General features: G+C 45.0%; 13 protein-coding genes and 1 pseudogene. 10 read left to right on the top strand and 4 right to left on the bottom strand.

All coding sequences use genetic code 11. The features are described from left to right. Window positions 1-61: 61 nt before the first annotated feature. From O9324_RS11335 to O9324_RS11325, 3 genes and pseudogenes are all read left to right on the top strand, one after another. Window positions 62-1,474, top strand: a pseudogene (locus O9324_RS11335) (IS4 family transposase). A gap of 420 nt (window positions 1,475-1,894) precedes the next feature. Then, window positions 1,895-2,593 carry a bifunctional demethylmenaquinone methyltransferase/2-methoxy-6-polyprenyl-1,4-benzoquinol methylase UbiE gene (ubiE, locus tag O9324_RS11330; RefSeq protein ID WP_002769893.1) on the top strand — a complete coding sequence of 233 codons (699 nt, stop codon included), beginning with the start codon at window positions 1,895-1,897 and terminating at the stop codon, window positions 2,591-2,593. A gap of 35 nt (window positions 2,594-2,628) precedes the next feature. Further along, window positions 2,629-3,867 (top strand): DUF445 domain-containing protein, encoded by a 1,239-nt coding sequence (locus O9324_RS11325; RefSeq protein WP_288140232.1) that lies wholly within the window; start codon window positions 2,629-2,631, stop codon window positions 3,865-3,867. A 358-nt stretch (window positions 3,868-4,225) separates the two neighbouring features. Here the strand turns inward: O9324_RS11325 and O9324_RS11320 are convergent, their stop codons facing one another. Both O9324_RS11320 and O9324_RS11315 read right to left on the bottom strand, forming a co-directional pair. After that, on the bottom strand, window positions 4,226-4,930 hold the full coding sequence (locus O9324_RS11320; RefSeq protein ID WP_193955612.1) for an LmeA family phospholipid-binding protein: 705 nt from the start codon (window positions 4,928-4,930) through the stop codon (window positions 4,226-4,228). Window positions 4,931-5,223: 293 nt separating this feature from the next. Beyond that, window positions 5,224-6,030: a TPM domain-containing protein gene (locus tag O9324_RS11315; RefSeq protein ID WP_002790638.1), complete on the bottom strand. Its 807-nt coding sequence runs from the start codon at window positions 6,028-6,030 to the stop codon at window positions 5,224-5,226. Between the two features lie 400 nt (window positions 6,031-6,430). Here O9324_RS11315 and O9324_RS11310 point away from each other — a divergent pair, with 400 nt between their 5' ends. From O9324_RS11310 to O9324_RS11285, 6 genes are all read left to right on the top strand, one after another. Then, the gene (locus tag O9324_RS11310) at window positions 6,431-6,829 is read left to right on the top strand and encodes a leucine-rich repeat domain-containing protein (RefSeq protein WP_353851707.1); all 399 of its coding nucleotides are present in this window, start codon (window positions 6,431-6,433) and stop codon (window positions 6,827-6,829) included. A gap of 520 nt (window positions 6,830-7,349) precedes the next feature. Next, window positions 7,350-8,489: a DegT/DnrJ/EryC1/StrS family aminotransferase gene (locus O9324_RS11305; protein WP_288140231.1), complete on the top strand. Its 1,140-nt coding sequence runs from the start codon at window positions 7,350-7,352 to the stop codon at window positions 8,487-8,489. 37 nt (window positions 8,490-8,526) lie between these two features. Continuing rightward, a complete protein-coding gene (gene crtB / locus O9324_RS11300) occupies window positions 8,527-9,432 on the top strand; it encodes a cyanoexosortase B (protein ID WP_288140230.1) in 906 nt (301 codons plus the stop codon). After that, complete coding sequence (locus O9324_RS11295; RefSeq protein ID WP_288140229.1) at window positions 9,425-10,171, top strand: cyanoexosortase B system-associated protein; 747 nt, start codon at window positions 9,425-9,427, stop codon at window positions 10,169-10,171. The genes crtB and O9324_RS11295 overlap by 8 nt, the downstream gene beginning before the upstream one ends. A gap of 135 nt (window positions 10,172-10,306) precedes the next feature. Then, a complete protein-coding gene (locus O9324_RS11290; RefSeq protein WP_288140228.1) occupies window positions 10,307-11,521 on the top strand; it encodes a polysaccharide biosynthesis/export family protein in 1,215 nt (404 codons plus the stop codon). A 117-nt stretch (window positions 11,522-11,638) separates the two neighbouring features. Continuing rightward, complete coding sequence (locus tag O9324_RS11285) at window positions 11,639-13,861, top strand: GumC family protein (protein ID WP_287630573.1); 2,223 nt, start codon at window positions 11,639-11,641, stop codon at window positions 13,859-13,861. A gap of 6 nt (window positions 13,862-13,867) precedes the next feature. Here the strand turns inward: O9324_RS11285 and O9324_RS11280 are convergent, their stop codons facing one another. After that, the gene (locus tag O9324_RS11280) at window positions 13,868-15,316 is read right to left on the bottom strand and encodes a family 10 glycosylhydrolase (protein WP_288140227.1); all 1,449 of its coding nucleotides are present in this window, start codon (window positions 15,314-15,316) and stop codon (window positions 13,868-13,870) included. Between the two features lie 232 nt (window positions 15,317-15,548). On the opposite strand from O9324_RS11280, the gene O9324_RS11275 reads away from it, so the two are divergent. Beyond that, window positions 15,549-16,304: a cobalt-precorrin-6A reductase gene (locus O9324_RS11275; protein ID WP_287630575.1), complete on the top strand. Its 756-nt coding sequence runs from the start codon at window positions 15,549-15,551 to the stop codon at window positions 16,302-16,304. Between the two features lie 179 nt (window positions 16,305-16,483). Here the strand turns inward: O9324_RS11275 and O9324_RS11270 are convergent, their stop codons facing one another. Beyond that, complete coding sequence (locus O9324_RS11270; protein ID WP_002769910.1) at window positions 16,484-17,671, bottom strand: TRC40/GET3/ArsA family transport-energizing ATPase; 1,188 nt, start codon at window positions 17,669-17,671, stop codon at window positions 16,484-16,486. Between the last annotated feature and the right edge of the window lie 178 nt (window positions 17,672-17,849).

Below are 17,849 nucleotides of genomic sequence, written 5' to 3'. Positions count from 1 at the left end.
AGGGAAACGATTGATAGGTATAGTTTTGAAAGAAGGAATCAAGGTAGAGGTAAGCAAAAAAATGGAGAAATGGGCAGCCCAAGAATTACAGTATGCAGACCTAGGGGACACCAGAAGAAAGAAAAGGTTAATCAGTATCGTGGAAAACTTGGCCAGCCAACTTAGTACAAATGTGTCACAAGCTTCAGGAAATCTAGCGGCAGCGAGTGCCACCTATGACTTTTGGAATTCCCCCTATTTTCACCCCTCAGATCTAATTGCCGCCCAGGCCAAAAGTACAGTAGAAAGAATCAAAAAACATCAAATAGTTTTGGCAGTGCAAGACACAACAAGTTTAGACTTTACGACCCAAAAAGCCAAAAAAGGAATGGGTTATCTAGATTGTAAAACATCCTTTGGTCTCAAAGTTCATACCACCTTAGGAGTGTCACCGCCAGGAATACCTTTAGGACTGATTAATCAATATGTCTGGGCAAGAGAAGAAAAGAATTTAGGGATTGCCAAGCAAAGAAAAAAAAGAGAAACTCAAGAAAAAGAAAGTCAAAGATGGTTAGATTCTTTGTCAGAAACACAACAACAAATACCCGAAAATATTCAAGTAGTAACAATCGGAGATTGTGAGGCAGACATATTTGATTTATTTGCCCAATCAAGAAGTCCGCGCCTCTCATGTACTAATCCGAGGAACTCATAACCGAAAAGTTAACTATCTCGAAGAAAAGCAAAGGTCAGGGCATCCAGAGACTAAATATTTACATCAATCCATCAGAGAAATAAAAGCCTGTGGTAGCCTAGATGTGCAAGTAAAACGCAATCCTAATCACGAGGCTAGACTAGCTAAACTAACAGTTAGATTTGCCAGTTTTGAAATACAAGTACCTAGCCATCACTGCAAGGCGACCCCTCGTCAACCGGTCAAATTACAGGTGATTTTAGCCGAAGAAGAAAATCCGCCCATAGCGGAGTTAATCCTATCAGTTGGCTCCTCTTAACTAGCCTAGACATTAGTAGCTTTGAATCGGCGATAAACTGTGGGCGCTGGTATAGTTATCGCTGGTTGATAGAACGCTATCATTTTGTTTTAAAAAGTGGTTGTGGATTAGAAAAACTGCAATTAGAAACGGGTCGGAGAATTGAGATGGCTTTAGCTACCTATTCAATTGTAGCTTGGAGATTACTTTGGTTAACCTATCAAGCACGCTTACACGGAGAGGAGAGTTGTGAAAGTTTTTTGGAAGAACATGAATGGCAATCTTTGTGTGCCACTATTCATAAAAAGAGTCCGCCACCTGAAAAGCCGCCCTCCTTTCGAGAAGCGGTCAGAATGATTGCTTCTCTTGGGGGGTTTTTAGGTAGAAAAGGCGACGGTGAACCAGGTGTTAAAACTATTTGGTTGGGACTGGGAAGGTAACATGATATTAGCCAGACTTGGAAACTATCTCATCAAATTGGTCCCCCCATAGAACCCCCTTGAGCCATATTGCACACTTTTCTCTTTTTGTCAAATTTTATGTTAAGAAAGATGTGACTAATGGATAGCTTATCAAGGTAGGGTTGATTCATGAATCAACCCTACTATGAATCAACCCTAGGATTAAGGGGGGATTAAGGGAGGATCGAACCTAAAATCCATTTTTAATTTAATTATAACCAGCTACTTAAGCTACTGTTGCCCACCATGAAGATAACTGCTGTGGATGGTCAACAGCTTATCCCCGTGGGCGCAGATAGGATAGAATGGTATAACTTGATCTGGGATTTTCTCTGATGCTATATTATCGAAAAAATCGGGTCTAAAACCTCGACTTTTAAGGCGAAAAGTTTTTGGAGCGGGCCATAAATCCCCGTTACAAAAACGGCCTCCTGCCCCCTGCCCCCTGCCTCCGTTAAAAAAATGTCCAATCAATCCTCACCTAACTCCACAGAAATACAGGCAATTTTTGATCAGATCGCTCCCGAATATGACCGACTTAATCAAGAATTAAGTTTAGGATTACACCGCGTCTGGAAATTAATGACAGTCAAGTGGTGTCAACCCGAAAAAGGCGATTTTGCCCTCGATGTCTGTTGTGGTAGCGGCGACCTAACTAACCTATTATCAAAACAAGTGGGTAAAACCGGCCAAGTGATCGGACTAGATTTTTCCCCACAACAATTAAAAATCGCCCGTCAACGTTTTAGCGCCACTAATATTAACTGGATGGAAGGAGATGCCCTCAATTTACCCTTTGCCGATTCTAGCTTTGATTGTGCCACTATTGGCTATGGATTACGCAATGTGGTGGATATTGCCCAATGTTTGGGGGAATTATACCGAGTCCTGAAACCGGGCGCTAAAGCGGCGATTCTGGACTTCCATCAACCCACCGAAACCATCGCCAAATTATTCCAAAACTGGTATCTCGAGCATATCGTCGTTCCCGCTGCCGAGCGCTACGGTTTAACTGACCAGTACGCTTATATTAGTCCCAGTATCGATCGCTTTCCCCAGGGCCGAGAACAGGTAAAATTAGGCTATCAGTCGGGATTTTCCAGCGCTGTTCACTATCCACTCCTAGCAGGACTGATGGGAGTGTTAGTCTTGAAGAAATAACCTACTGACATTTCCGTTTATTTTTTGCTGCTAAATTGAATCTCCCTACTCTTTGGACATGGATATTACCGCCGATCGCGGGGGCAATTATTGGCTATTTTACGAACGATGTAGCCATAAAAATGCTATTTCGTCCCTACAAAGCGATTTATATCGGTAAGCGTCCTCTTCCCTTCACCCCGGGGCTAATTCCTCGCAATCAAGATCGACTAGCTGTCCGGGTATCGGATACGATCATGGGTTCCCTGTTAACCCCCGAGGAACTACAAAAACTGGCTAAACGACTCCTCGACACCGAAAGGGTACAGGGGGCGATACTCTGGCTGTTACAATTAGCTTTAAAACAAATCAAAGGCGATCGGCAAGCAAAAACGGCCGAGATTTTGGCGGCGATTCTTCACGATTTATTCGGGGAATCTTTAGCGAGATTACTCAAAGTTTTAGCCCGACGACAGGACTTTTTAGAAAAACAGATCAATCAAATTTTTGATCGCCTAGTCTTGGAATTTTCTCTCAGTGAACAACAGGCGCGACAATTCTCCGATTGGCTATTAGAAACTGTCCTACCCCCCGATGTTATCCGTCTAGCTTTAATCGATTTTTTAACCGATCGCAATATTCAGGTTATCGATGAAGGATTTCGGGAAAAAACCAGTGGAACCTATTGGGTAGTAGCCAATTTATTTGGTTTACGCAATGCCCTCGCTCGCTTACGCACTTTTTGCCTTGATGAAAAGGATTTAGCTAATACCAGAATCAAAGAATTATTACTATCTTTAGAGATGCGTAATCGTCTGAAAAACTGGTTACAAAGTATCTCTTTACAAAATTTACCTATCTCCACCGTCAGACAATTGCGGAAAACCACCAGAGACACGGTGCGAATTTATATTCAAGAAAGTGGCGAACAATTTTTGCAAGATTTTGGACAAACGATCGACTGGCATCAAATCGCTAATTTAATTATTAATCGTCTGCAATCTTCGGGGTCAATGACTACATCATTAGGGGTAATTAGTCAAGAGTTAGCGTTAATTTTAGAGCGTTATCTAGAGGAAGATTTAGAGAAATTAGTCGCCCAAATTATCCCAATTCTCAACATTGATCAGGTAATCCGCGATCGGGTGAATGCTACTTCCCCGGCCGATCTGGAAAATGCCATTCAAGGAATTGTTAAACAGGAATTACAGGGAATTGTTAATCTTGGTGGTATTCTCGGTCTTCTAGTTGGACTAATACAAACAGTTATTTTAATTGCACAAAATCCGGGGTAATAATTAGGGTTTGCTGAAAAAGTTTATTGGTGGGGGCAGGGTGTGGGGTGTGGGGTGTGAATTTTCCCCCTGAAAAAGCCTTAATCTAACAAGGTTTTTAGATTTATTCAGCAAGCCCTAATTAGGGTTTGCGGCAAAAAGTACGGGCGAAGCATTCGGGCAATAACCTATCGGTGAAACCGTAGATTTTTTATCCGAATGCTTCGCCCCTACAGGACGCGGGCCGATGAAGACGCAAGGTTTTGAAGCACGATTCTCTCAAAATCTTGCACCTGTTTCGCGAGAAAAGCCACAAAATCTGGCGTAATAACTAGGTGGGTTAAACTAAGTTAACCCCCCGCAATTATCCCGTTTATTGTTAAGGTAAAATCAAAAAACTTCCCTGACAGAAAAGAGTTTGATCGTCAAGAATAAAAGATTTAATCTCCACATCTTTGCCTAAATCGACGGTAAAAGGTTGCAAATCAATAGATAAATCTGGGGCTAAACCTTGCCATTGTCGGGGATTAATCCCTAAAGTGCGGGCATCTTCTAGGGTAATATCAGCGCTAAAAATTACTTCTGCACCTGTTTCTCTGTGGCCGAGAAGAGAGAAATAACCCTGATTTAAGAGAACATTTTTCCAGTTAAAACGCTGTTGTGAGATAATTTCTCTGGCGTTAACAATTCCGTTATTTTCTAGGGAAAAAATTAGTAAATCGGCAAAAGCATTAACTAAAATAGTCGAGGCGATCGAATTATTTAAATCCTGTTCGTTAATTTCCACCTCACCGCTAACCCGAATAGGTTCCAAAATCTTTAGGGGTTTCCCTCGCAAAACCTGCCCGATATTAAGACGAATATTTTCCCCTCTTAATTGCGCTTTACCTAGATGTAAACCCTGATAAATCGCTTTTCCTACGGCTAAAAATACCCCGGGAATATAACCGCGCAAAATTTGCCGATCATGACCTTGCAGCTGCATTTCTAAATCTTCTATCTGTTCTACTTGCGTTCTTAAGAACAGACGTACTGCTGGCGGCAAAACCTTACTAATAATCTCACTTTGAGTATTAACCCACATAAACGTTATCTCACTCACTCCACAATGTTTCTAATTGTAACAGAGCTAGATCGATCGAACCATAAGGGGCTGCCGTCAGCTATCCGTTAGGGACTTGCGCTTTGATAATGTACCTTTTGGGCGAACGCAGTTCGCCCCTACATTGTGGACAAAATCCGTTACTGTAGGGGCGCAATGCTTGCGCCCTCCGATCGATTGGGATATTATTCCCACGCAAGTCCCTTATAGGTAAAAACTTCGCTACTTTCTTTTCACTGATTACTGATTACTGATCACTGAAAAGCCGCTAATTTTTAGGTTTTTGAGGCGTTGAGGGAATTAAAACGAGGGGAAAGATAGGCGACTAAAATTCCAAGGGTAAAACCGATTAAATTGCGGAAAAGGGGCAGTAATTCACTGGTGCGAGTAACCACCGGTCCGATGCCAAAAGCAACAAAGAGGATAAACCAGAGGGGAGAGACAATTAAAACCCATTGCCAAGCGAAAACCTGTCCTTCTTTGCGAGGAATACCGGCAAAACCGAAGACTAAACCGCCGACAATTGAGGTAATTAAAGTTAAAATCCACTGTTCCCTCGGTAAACCGGGGACCACCGCACAACCACCTTTAACTAAACAGCCTTTTACCGTGTCTAAGGATTGTACGATCGCGTTATTTTCGCCATTTTCCCGGACAAAATACATATTACCGAAACGGGCCTGTAATTCGATCCAAAAAGTGCGGGGTAAAAATTCATAGACGGCATCACCAATACTAAAAGATAGTAGATTACCGCCGCGACCATCGGCCACTAGGAGAATACTTTTATCATCCAATCCCCAGAAATTAATCACTGCTCGGCCAGGGCTGCGGTCATATTGGGTTAAAACTCGCATTTTCCAGCCGGTTTCCCCTTGAAATGTCTCGATATCTTGGATTAATGCCTCTTCCTGTTTTGCGGGTAGATAATTGGCTAAATCAACGATCGGAGTGGTTTCATTGGGCAGTAATTCGGGATTATTCACCGCTAGAGCTTGATTTGGGCAGATAATCCAACCCAGACAGCTAATGACACCAATGACAAGAGCGATCGAGATTCCTCGGCAAAAACGATTGAGCATAGCACTTCTAGACAATGAGAATTTTTTCAGCAAGGGTGTAGGCTAACTTTCAGTTTCTTTACACTTATTTACTTTATCTTAAGGGAATTCTCAACTTTAGTCACTCAGTTATCGGTTAAGCTAAGACGTATCTTAACCGCCTATGCTTAGATTAGCTGACCCCCCCTTGCCCCCCGATGTCGAGGGGGTCTTACCTCTTGCCCCCCCGATGTCGGGGGGGTTGGGGGGGTTGCCTCTTGCCTCGTCTCAACAAGCAATTTAAATGCGCGGGCAGCTTATCAGATGCGAGTTTTCAGTTCACTCTCCAGAAACTCAACTCAAGCTGATGAGGTCTCAACCAGTTGTATTAACCCGATACTTTTGCCAAAATGGAGTAAATATAGTAGCGGGGGAATGGTCAATGACAGCACAGGTAGTATTAGAGTTAATTCAACGGGCAAAGGACAAAGGAGCGTTACATCTGTACGGCAGAAACTTAACAGAAATTCCCCCCGAAATCGCTCAACTCACCTCCCTGCAATACCTCTACCTCAACAATAACCAAATCAGCGAGATACCAGAAGCGCTCGCTCAACTCACCCCCCTGCAAAACCTCTACCTCTACAATAACCAAATCAGGGAGATTCCAGAAGCGCTCGCTCAACTCACCTCCCTGCAAGACCTCGACCTCAGCAATAACCCAGGGGACCTGCGTAGGAATAATATCCCAGCCAGACAGTCGCTCTGTAGAAGAATCAGACAAGCCATAAATGGTACATTATCAAAGCGCAAGTCCCCAGCGAGAAACCAACAACGATGACACCTCCCAAGAAACCCCCGAATCGGAGCAGTAAAGATTTGCATACCACAGAAAGGTAACTTAGGCAAAAAACTTTACAAATATTTAATATTAATCTCTCTTTTTATCAAACCGGGAAAACTCTTGGCCTTTTCCCGTTCTTAACTTCTTATACTAAATCCGTTGAGGCGTTGGGTTTCATGCTTCAACCCAACCTACGTTCATCTTATATTTAATTCCACCCACCCACTTAGTAATTATCTTCAAAGTTTGGCGGCAAAAATAAATAGCTAGGCAGTCAACTTGATTCTTTTGGCCAAGTCAAGGCCAAACCCCCTGAATACCAATCGGCTCTCTTGGTTTAGCTGGGTTAGAATCTAGCCTAGCCTATACTTTTTCTCAGGTTATCCCAGAAGGATTAAGGATAAACCACAGAGGCACAAAGAACACAAGGACAAGAGAGCCTACAAATCTAGACAACTTGATCAAACCTATGCTAGTCTCTTGAATACTTAATAATATCTCCCTAAACAAGCAATAGATGAATTCCCATTTAATCAAAGTTCCCTTTGTTGATTTAACTTGGCAAAATCAGCCCCTACAAGCAAAAATTGCCGAGGCAATCCAAACAGTTATCGACCGAGGAGATTTTGTTTTAGGCCAAGCTTTAGCCGAATTTGAAACCGCCTTTGCCCAAGCTTGCGGAGTCGAGTATGCTGTGGGAGTCGCTTCTGGCACTGCTGCTCTTGCCCTGGCTTTACAAGCTTACGGCATCGGTGCCGGGGATGAAGTGCTAGTCCCCGCTAATACCTTTGTCGCTACCCTCATGGGTGTTATTCAAGCGGGAGCCAAACCAGTTTTAGTTGATTGTCACCTCGATACGGCCTTAATTGACCTCGCGGCGGCCGCCCAAAAAATTACCCCCAACACCCGCGCCATTCTACCCGTACACCTGTACGGACAGATGGTATCACCCCAACAATTAGAGGATTTTGCCCGCAGCCATAATCTGACCATCTTTGAAGATGCGGCCCAGGCCCATTTAGCCAGTAGAGAAGGTTATCGCGCCGGCAGTGTCGGTGTGGCGGCGGGGTTTAGTTTTTATCCCAGTAAAAATTTAGGTGCTTTTGGCAATGGCGGAATGTTAGTGAGCAATGATCCCGAAATTAGCCAAAAAGCCCGTAGTTTAAGAAATTATGGCGCACCGAGCAAGTATTTTCACACCGATATCGGCACTAATAGCCGTTTAGACAGCATACAAGCCGCCATTTTAAATGTTAAATTACCCCATCTGGAAGGCTGGAATCGGGCCCGTCAGCGAGCGGCAAGACAATACGACCGGCTTTTGGCTCCTTTAGCCGATAAGGGCATTTTACCCATACGAGACGAAACCGAGACCGGTCATGTCTATCATCTCTACGTTATTCGCCTCCTTGCCCATTGTCCCGTCCCTCGCCAACAACTACAAGAACAATTAACTGCCGTCGGTATTCAAACCGGCATTCATTATCCGATTCCTTGTCATCTGCAACCGGCCTATCGCTACCTGGGTTATCAACAGGGAGACTTTCCTCATGCAGAGACTCTCTGTGAAGAAATTGTCTCTCTGCCCATGTACCCCGGTATCAGCGAGGAGCAAATTGACATCGTGGTTGAACAGATCACTGCGATCATCGGGTAACATAAATTCAGAATTTGTCACTAAATCGCTCTGTCCTATGGGTATTAGTCCTTCCCTATCCCCCGTCTCCCAGAAAAATCGGCAATCTTGGCTGATTATCGGTTTCTTGGCGGTTATCTATGGTCCGGTGATCTTTCATTGGTATGATGGTTGGCTGAATAAATCGATCAGCATCGAACACGAATACTTTAGCCACGGCTTGATTGGCCTTCCCTACGCCGCCTATATTGTCTGGCAGAATCGCAAAAAATGGCAACGCCTCGAAGATCGCTCCCATCCCCTCGGAGCGTTTTTGTTAACCCTAGGAGCGATTTTTTATCTCCTCGGTTCCTCTCTTTGGGTTAGTATGTCTTTCCCGATTATTTTAGCGGGAATCTGTCTCTGGTTAAAAGGAACGGAAGGTTTTAAATTACAGGGATTTCCCCTACTTTTAACAGCTTTAGCGACTCCTAATCCCATACCCTACCTGATCACTCCCTATACCCTACCCCTACAGGTTTTTATTGCTGCTTGCGCTGGTTTTATTCTCCAGCAAGCAGGCTTAGATGTCTCCGTTGACGGTGTCTATATAGCGGTGGAAGGTAGGATGGTGGAAGTCGCTCCCTACTGTGCAGGGCTGAAAATGTTATTCACCAGTCTTTACGTCACGCTGCTGCTGCTCCATTGGACTAATACCATCGAAAACGGTCGCAAAACCTGCTTTATGCTCCTCAGTGCCTTGGGAATTAGTGTCGGGGCTAATATCATTCGTAACGCGCTTTTAGCCTGGTTTCACGGCACAGGACAAGAGGAAAACTTTAAATTACTCCACGATAGCTGGGGGGGTGATTTATACTCCGTCTTTATGTTATTACTCATCTTTTTGGTCTTCCAAATCATGCAGTATCGCGAGGCGGTCAAGAAACAGTCCCTAGCTCAAGGGGAAAGTAACCAGGATGATTAGTCAAAAAATTCCAGCCGAGGTAACTTTAGTGTTAGATAAAGTCAAAAAAAAGCTCCCGGGTAATTATTTACTGCTGTTGTGCCTGCTGCTGCTGTTGATTTTAGGCGGTATCCTGCCCAATTTAATTTCTGGCCATTGGTCTTGGGCAGATCAACCGAGAATCGCTAATATTCAGAAAATGCGGGTCATCCAAAAATCGGGAGTCGAGTTGTCTGACCTGAAAACCATCGACCAGAGCCAAGGCCAAATCGGTGAGGGAAAATGGTCGGTACAAGTGGTGGAAAGTCCCGATGGCAAGAGGATCACCGTGCTTTTAAAGCCACAGGACTACTATAAAAATCAACCGGGATTAGAATGGTCGGATATCAATTCGATTAGTCATTGGAATCAGGGGGAAACAACCGAGCTATCAATTCCCACCCAGTCGGGAGGAAAGGCCACGGCCAGATTCTATCGTGCTTGGACACAAAATACCTTTGCCGTGGTGCAATGGTATGCTTGGCTAGGTGGTGGTCATTACGATCCCTCTGTTTGGTATTGGCTTGACCAATGGGCGCAATTAAAAAGACAGAGAGTACCCTGGATAGCCGTTTCCTTGCTGATTCCCTTAGAACCGACGAAAGAACTGCAAACTCTCACTCCCTTTGCTCTCAATCTCGCCGCGGAAGTTCAAAGTTACTTAGAACAAAATGTCTTAAGTCAATTAACTTCTCTGCCTGAGACCAAAAAAGAAAAGTGATTTTGCTGCTCCCAACCATCTCTTTGAAAAAACTAGCTCAAGGCACTTTTCTAGTCCTTAATGGCTTCTTTGTTCCTCTCCCACTAGATAACTCTCAGAAAATAAATTGATATATCTGTCTGTATGATTCCACCAATGCTCAACAAGTTTTTGCCAGTTAGTTTCTTCAGAACCGGGGCCATAGCCTTATCAGGGTTTAGTCTGACAGGATTCTTCTGGGTAATTCCCTCCGAGAGCCTCAAGGCCCAGGGTTCTTTGTCCATACCCCAGACTCAACCCGGAACTGGGTTGGAATTTTTGCCCCCCGAACCGCCTAATCCCACCTTTCCTGAAAACACGATTCCCCCTACCGGCTATAGTCCACCGGCTTACTCTCCCAATAATTCCCAATCCCGACAAATTCAGGCCTATCGACTTGATATCGGCGATCAAATTACTGTCTCGGTTCCCGATTTTCCCGAATTTAATTCCACGGGGCCAGTGGATCCCGATGGGAATTTTCTGGTGCCGATTTTAGGGCGTATTCCGGTGCTGGGCTTGACTTTAGACGAAGTGCAAACTAAGATCCGCCTCGAATTGGGGCGAAAATACCTGCGGGAGGAACCGGAAGTGATTGCTGTTTTAACCACTGCCCGTCCCGTCCAGTTAACCATTCTGGGAGAGGTACAGCGACCGGGGTTTTATAGTGTTGCTCCTAATACTCCCCTAGCGCAGGTACTTTTGGCGGCGGGTGGCGGCACCCCCAGAGCAGATCTGCGTTCGATCGTTGTCCGTCGGGTTTTAGTCGATGGTACAGTATTAGAGGAGAAACTTGACCTTTATACTCCCTTAGTTAAAGGAGACCGCTTGCCAGATCTGCGTCTGCAAGGGGGCGATGCGGTGATTGTTTCCAAGCTGGAAGTAGGCCAAGAAACGGGATATAATCGCACCCTGGTGGCTAGAACCACCCTCACCCAGCAGAATATTACCATCAGGGTTTTAGCTCCCTCACTTCCTTCGGGAATTTCCCTGAGAAATGTTTCGATTCCCAGTGGCAGTACCTTCCTCGATGTGGTGGCTAGTTTACCGGTTTCCGATCGCCTGCGGATTAATGTCAATGAAGTGTCCCTGCTACGTTTTGACAGTGCCAAAGGGGGAATTGTTAGTCAAACTTTGAGTCCGATAGCGGCAGTTAGGGGAGATATCTCCCAAAATGTTCCCTTAGAAGATCAAGACGTAATTATCGTCACCCGCACCCTATTAGGGGAAATTTTCGCCGCTTTTAATATCATTACTCAACCCATCCGCGATCTTTCCAGTTTTACCAATACAATTCTCAACATTAGCAATCAATTCGATAACTTCCGATAATTGAGGGGCAACTGGCTCCCTTCACTCCTTAACACAACTTCATAAGCTAGGATTTCAAGGCCGAGAATAACTCTTGACCGCTAAAATGTAAAGAATCTGGGAATATATTAAAAAGCTATGGCTCTACCAATTGTAAAACGATTTCTCATCTCGCTAGATCAGAACAAATTTGTGGGAATATTCGTCTTCCTCGTCTGTTTAGGCGGTTCTGTGATCTTTGCTTTCCTACCCGATCCTGAGAAACCCCCCACCTTTTATCGGGCGGTGGGACAATTGGCCTACCGGGTGCCGCCGCCGGCTTTTACCAGTACAGGAACCCAACTGCAAGAACAAGGGCGGGCTATTGATCGCGATTTACTGCTGTCTCCCCGGGTATTGGTCAATGCGGCCAAAAAATTGCAATTTAATCAGGAACAGATGGTTAAAATTCGCGATCAAGATTTAAAAATCACCTTCCCCGGTGAAGTGGAGGGACAAAACAATAATAGCAATCGGTCTCGAGAAACCGACCAACCCCAAGAGGTACTTTTAGAGTTAACGGCCGACTCCCAGTCCAAGGCGGAGTTAATTCTCGAAACCTTGATGAAGGAAATGGTGGAATACAGTCGCTGGCTGAATACTTCCCAGTTACGCGCCCGCATAGAAGCTCTCAGTGTCCGACTCAAAGAAGTCCAAAAAGATTTAACCAGAGCCGAAGAAAAGTTTTATCGCTACATTAGTACCCAGGGTTCAGATTTATTGGCGATTCAAGACGGGAGTTTATTCACCGCTATCACCAGTAGTCAACAGCAACAGCGAGAAATTCGCCTAGAACTGCAAGGCATTCAAGGACAAATTGATAGTCTGAGTAAACAACTCGATTTAACCCCCGATCAAGCTTACACCTCCTCGGCCCTTAGTGCCGACCCGATTATTGCCAGTATCCGAGCGCAGCTCTTGGACACGGAAGCCCAATTGGAGCGACTACAGAAGGATTTACGTCCCGAACATCCCACCGTCGTTAAATTACGCAAACAACAGCAAGTTAACGAATCTCTCTTACAAAAAAGAGCCGCCGAGGTGATCGGAAAAGATGGCGTTCTTACCGCTCTTCCCAGCAGTCGCATCCGTCAGCAAAGTAATCTCGATGCCACCCGTCAACAACTAGCGGCTCAATTAGTCACCCTGCAAACCCAGCGCGAGGGTTTAATGAAACAATTAGAGTCCTTGGTGACTCAGGAACAGCAATTACGCTCCCAATACGAGAAATTCCCCGATAAACAGCTACAGCAAGCTCGTTTAACCCAAGCTGTCGCCTTTCAACGGGGTATCTACGAGAATATTCTTAATGCTCTGGTGGATGCTCAGGCCGCAGAAGCGGAAACCGTGGGTAGTCTCACCGTCGCCCAACCGCCGGTTGCTCAACCGATCGAACAGGTGTTTAACCGCAAGAATCGTACCTTGATTCTCTTGGTGGGTGCTGGTTTGGGAACTTTAGCCGGATTGGGTACGATTCTCCTGTTAGCAGTGATCGATGATCGCCTGCACAGTCCCCAAGAATTGCGGGAAGCTTTGGTTAGTCGGGATATACTACTCTTAGGACAATTGCCCATTGTCCGGAATTTAGAGGGCGAGGAAATCGAGCCGATTCTCGCCGATGCTAATGCCAATTATCTCCCCTACTACGAACGTTTACGCAGTACCCTGCGACTTGTTGGCGGCGGCGAAACGGTGAAAGTGGTTGTTGTCACCAGTATTACTGGCGGAGAGGGGAAAACCGCCACTGCCTATAATCTGGCGATCGCAGCATCTTTAGCGGGCCGACGGACTCTCTTAGTAGAAGGAGATCTGAGAAGTCCCTCTAAGGCCGAAGAAATCGGAGTCACTCCCGATCCCAATTCTTTCCGAGAACCCCTACTTTACTACGGGGCAAAAAGTAAATCGATCCGGCTGGCCCCAAATATTGAAAACCTTTCCATTTTGCCTAGTCCCGGTCCGCAAAAACAAGCGGCAGCTATCATTGAATCGAGCGAATTACAATTAATTCTCAAAGATTCTCGCGGCCGTTTCGATCTGGTGATTGTCGATACTCCTTCTCTGTCTAGCTGTAATGATGCCCTTCTCTTAGAAGAACTAGCGGACGGGATTATTCTGGTAACGCGCCAGGGCATAACTCGTTCTAGTCTCTTGAGTGAAGCCACTGACCAGTTAACAGAAGCGGAAGTGAAAATTTTAGGGGCGGTGATTAACTACGTCGATATTACACCGACTCTCAACACCGCCGAACCGGAACTGCCGCCTTTGATAGTCCCCCCACTACAGGAACAAACAGAGACAGAGGAAGTGAAAGTGGAGGTGTAAATGGGGTTACATTTGACAAAATCTTCTGGCTCGATCGAATTGTGGTTCTTGCCAAGAAAAAGCAAAATGACTGATACTATCTATACTGGGAAAAGCTAGGCGAATCGCTGCCATTTGCACTTCTAAGGGGGGACGATTGTTATAGGGTTGTCCCCATAAACCCGCTAAAGCTGGGATAACAGGAGTTTGATTTCCCCTGCTTGCCACTACTCTTGTGATCTGATTAACTACACAGGTAGTATCGTTACAATTAGCGTAGGACATGGGATGCCATTCTAGGGAAGGGGGAAAACTATCCCAAGCTTGTAAACGGGAATCAAAACCTTGATTACCCACAAGACGATTCCCATCGGGAAAAAACACTGCTCCGGCGGGAATTCCCTGACGTTCCACTAGGGCAGAAAAATAACTAATATAATCAATTACACCCTGGGCAGCATGGGCAACCGCTAGGAACCAAAGTTCTAATTTGAGGCGATCAAAACGACTTTTAACTGATTGTTTCATCTCCTCTTCTAAGGGGATTCTACCCTGCCAAAGAGGGGCGGTTTCTTGGGGATAAAGGCGATCTGCTTCGACGATATCATGGGGGGAAATTTGACCACGAGTCAGATAGCGATCGATTAAAAATTTGCCCTTATTATTCAATCCTCGATTAATTAAAGCTTGTCGGGATGCTGGACTAAAAATCCATAAATCTTTGACATCATCAGCCACGGAATCGACTCCTGTTCCTCTCGGATAGCGAATATAATCAAATAAAACTCCATCGGGACGACGTTGTAAAATGGCTTCTAGGAGAATTAAATAATCCTGTCGCGCTTGATTACTGTAGGGATCGACAAAAGTTTGGGATCGATCATCGACAAAAGAGGTGCTATCCTGTCCTTTACCATTGCGTGCTAACACCTCCTGTCGCTCGGGTTTTAAGCTATAAGCATAGCCAAAATTGAGGCTAAATAACCAAGCATATACCTTTAAACCGCGTTTATGTCCCTGTTCGATCGCCTGTGCTAATAAATCCACATTTCCAGCACCGGGATTTTTAATCACGCTATCCCAAACCGTGGGATTATTGTTAGGAGGTAACAAGACTTGACCATCGGCAAAAACTTCCAGATAAACTATATTATAACCTTTGGCCACGATGCGATCGAGGATACTTTCTATCGATCCGGGACGGGTATCACAGGAGTAAAGACGTAACCAGATCGCTTGTTCCTGTAACCAGTGTCGGGAACGACAAAAGCGCAATTGTTCAGCATATTTCTGCAATAAAATGTTATATTCTTGGGGGGAAGTTTGACGCAGATTTTCTTGTTGTTTGATTTCCGATTCGGAGAGTTGACAATTATCATTGACAGCGAGGCTAGAGTTAATCCCGAGAGGACTACTCCAGAGGATTATAGCGAGGAAACAGGATAGCGATCGCAGATAATTGACTTTTTTTAACATAGTTGTTCACGGCAAAACTAGCAAAGGAGAAATTTCCTTAGTTTGCTATTTTTTTAGCCCTCTTCTAGAACTATAGCAAAAGTCTTAAGTAGGTAGGCGTTAAAAACCCTAGTAATGGCAGAGATGGTTAATCGATCTTTGTGTTCTTTGTGTCTTTGTGGTTTGTTCCTTTACCCACCCAAGAGAGCCAGTGGGAAGATGGAAAATTAGTTAACCTTTGGGCAATTGCTAGATGACTAAAAATAAAAGAGTGCTGATTTTAGGGGGAACGGGGGAAGCGGCGGCATTAGCGGCTAAAATTGCGGCAATTCCGGGTATAGATGCCATCGCTTCCTTTGCCGGTCGCACGAGAGAACCGATTACTCTCACAACTCCTTCTCGTCGGGGGGGGTTTGGTGGTGCCACTGGGTTAGCCAATTATCTGCGGCAAGAAGGCATTGATTGTTTAATTGATGCTACCCATCCCTTTGCCGCACAAATTTCCTTTAATGCCGCTCAAGCCGCCTCGGATTGTGGTATTCCTCGATTAATGTTAAGTCGTCCAGCCTGGGAAAAAGTATCTGGAGATAATTGGATTGAAGTAGAAAACAATCAAGCTGCGGCGAATATTTTACCTGGGTTAGCGCCGCGGATATTTCTCACTATTGGTCGGCAAGAACTGGCAAGTTATGCACATCTAAAAAATATCTGGTTTTTGATGCGGATGATTGACCCTCCGGAACCAGATGCCATCGTACCGGTTGGAAAATTATTATTGGAACGGGGGCCTTTTTCCTTGCAGTCAGAGCGCTCTCTTTTACAAGAATATAAGATTGGGGCGATCGTGAGTAAAAATAGCGGCGGTGATGCCACCTACGCCAAAATTATCGCCGCTAGAGAGTTGGGAATAACCGTGGTCATGATACAACGTCCACCTGTACCTGAAGGAGAAAAAGTGGCAGATGTTGAAAGTGTCCTGGCATGGTTAGAAAAAAGACTGCTCTCTTGATTTTTCTGGGAAAATCATCAGTAGGGTTTGTTGAAAAAGTCAATTGTCTGGTGTTAGGGTGATGGGGTTTTAGGGTGATGGGGCGATGGGGTGATGGGGTGATGGGGTTTTAGGGTTTTAGTTGAAATTCCCCACTTCCCCACTTCCCACTTCCCACTTCCCCACCTACTCTGGGGAAATTACACTTTCACCACGTTGCTAAAAGAGATTTTCAGGTAATCATCTTCCATTTTTGCTCCGGAAGGTTTCAGGGCTGCTAAAGCTTGGGGTAAGACTAAATTACGACGGTGATTCCCAATGCGAATATTTAACTCATCTCCAGTTTTATTGAGTTGTATCTGTTCCTTGGGTATGCCGGGTAAATATAATTCCAGACTGTAATTATTTTCCTGTTGAACTACCCGAATGGTGTTTTCTTGGTAATAAACCTTCGTCGGATCTTCCCCAGCAAAAAGAGTTTCTTTCAGTCTTTCCAAAGCGGGTAAACCACACATTTCCTCGGAGTAGAGAGGAACTTCCTTAACTGGTAAAGGATGAAAATTATCGTAAATTTCCTGTTTATAACCCTGTTGATTTTCTTTCCAACGAGCAAAGAAAGGATCGGTTACTTTGTCGGGAATAATCCGATTGGCAATAATCAAATCGGTGGAAACATTATAGAGACTTAGATAGGCATGGGCGCGTAAAGACTCCTTAATCACCATTTTTTCGGGGTTTGTCACCAAACGTACCGAGGTTTGAGTATTATCGGTCAAAACCTTTTCTAAAGCCTCGATCTGCTCATAAAACTCGTAGGGAGCATCCATAACTTCCTTGTCCGGCAGGGAAAAACCGACGATCGGTCGAAAAAAAGGTTCCACCAGTGGTCGCAATGCCACCGACATTCCCTGTAAAGGTTTGTAAAATCTTCTCATGTACCAACCGCCCACTTCTGGCAAACTCAGCAATCGTAAAGCTGTCCCCGTGGGTGCGGAATCGATAATCAACACATCATAAGTACCCTCATCGTAATGGCGTTTCATGCGAACTAAGCCGAAAATCTCATCCATTCCGGGTAAAATCGCTAATTCTTCCGCTTGCACTCCATCTAAACCCCTAGCTTGCAATACCTGAGTAATGTAACGTTTTACTGCGCCCCAGTTGCCTTCTAATTCCATTAGTGCATCTAATTCTGCCCCCCAAAGATGGGGACGTACCAAACGAGGATCGTGACCTAATTCGAGATCGAAACTGTCAGCGAGAGAGTGAGCGGGATCGGTGCTGAGAACTAGGGTTTTATAGCCAAGTTCGGCGCAGCGGAGTCCTGTAGCGGCGGCGACGGAGGTTTTACCCACGCCTCCTTTACCGGTCATGAGAATTACACGCATGGGGGCTGATTCTAAGAAAATTTACATTACTTATTCTTATTTTGACATCCTCGCCGCCCTAAAAGTGCGGCGATTCCTAAACCTCACGATTTAAGTTTCTGCTTCCACCACCGTCGCATACCACAGTTAAAAAACCATGTACTGTCTTACACAGAGTCCACAGACTTTCGCCCCATTT

This window comes from Microcystis sp. LE19-84.1B, from assembly GCF_027531875.1.
GTDB lineage: Bacteria > Cyanobacteriota > Cyanobacteriia > Cyanobacteriales > Microcystaceae > Microcystis > Microcystis panniformis.
Note: the sequence above shows the minus strand (reverse complement) of the source record. Positions and strands in the feature narration are given on the sequence as shown.

Coding starts and splice junctions, on each gene's coding strand:
- ubiE (WP_002769893.1), top strand. CDS start 1,895: ATGTCCAATCAATCCTCACCTAACTCCACAGAAATACAGGCAATTTTT.
- O9324_RS11320 (WP_193955612.1), bottom strand. CDS start 4,930: ATGTGGGTTAATACTCAAAGTGAGATTATTAGTAAGGTTTTGCCGCCA.
- O9324_RS11315 (WP_002790638.1), bottom strand. CDS start 6,030: ATGCTCAATCGTTTTTGCCGAGGAATCTCGATCGCTCTTGTCATTGGT.
- O9324_RS11310 (WP_353851707.1), top strand. CDS start 6,431: ATGACAGCACAGGTAGTATTAGAGTTAATTCAACGGGCAAAGGACAAA.
- O9324_RS11305 (WP_288140231.1), top strand. CDS start 7,350: ATGAATTCCCATTTAATCAAAGTTCCCTTTGTTGATTTAACTTGGCAA.
- crtB (WP_288140230.1), top strand. CDS start 8,527: ATGGGTATTAGTCCTTCCCTATCCCCCGTCTCCCAGAAAAATCGGCAA.
- O9324_RS11295 (WP_288140229.1), top strand. CDS start 9,425: ATGATTAGTCAAAAAATTCCAGCCGAGGTAACTTTAGTGTTAGATAAA.
- O9324_RS11290 (WP_288140228.1), top strand. CDS start 10,307: ATGCTCAACAAGTTTTTGCCAGTTAGTTTCTTCAGAACCGGGGCCATA.
- O9324_RS11285 (WP_287630573.1), top strand. CDS start 11,639: ATGGCTCTACCAATTGTAAAACGATTTCTCATCTCGCTAGATCAGAAC.
- O9324_RS11280 (WP_288140227.1), bottom strand. CDS start 15,316: ATGTTAAAAAAAGTCAATTATCTGCGATCGCTATCCTGTTTCCTCGCT.
- O9324_RS11275 (WP_287630575.1), top strand. CDS start 15,549: ATGACTAAAAATAAAAGAGTGCTGATTTTAGGGGGAACGGGGGAAGCG.
- O9324_RS11270 (WP_002769910.1), bottom strand. CDS start 17,671: ATGCGTGTAATTCTCATGACCGGTAAAGGAGGCGTGGGTAAAACCTCC.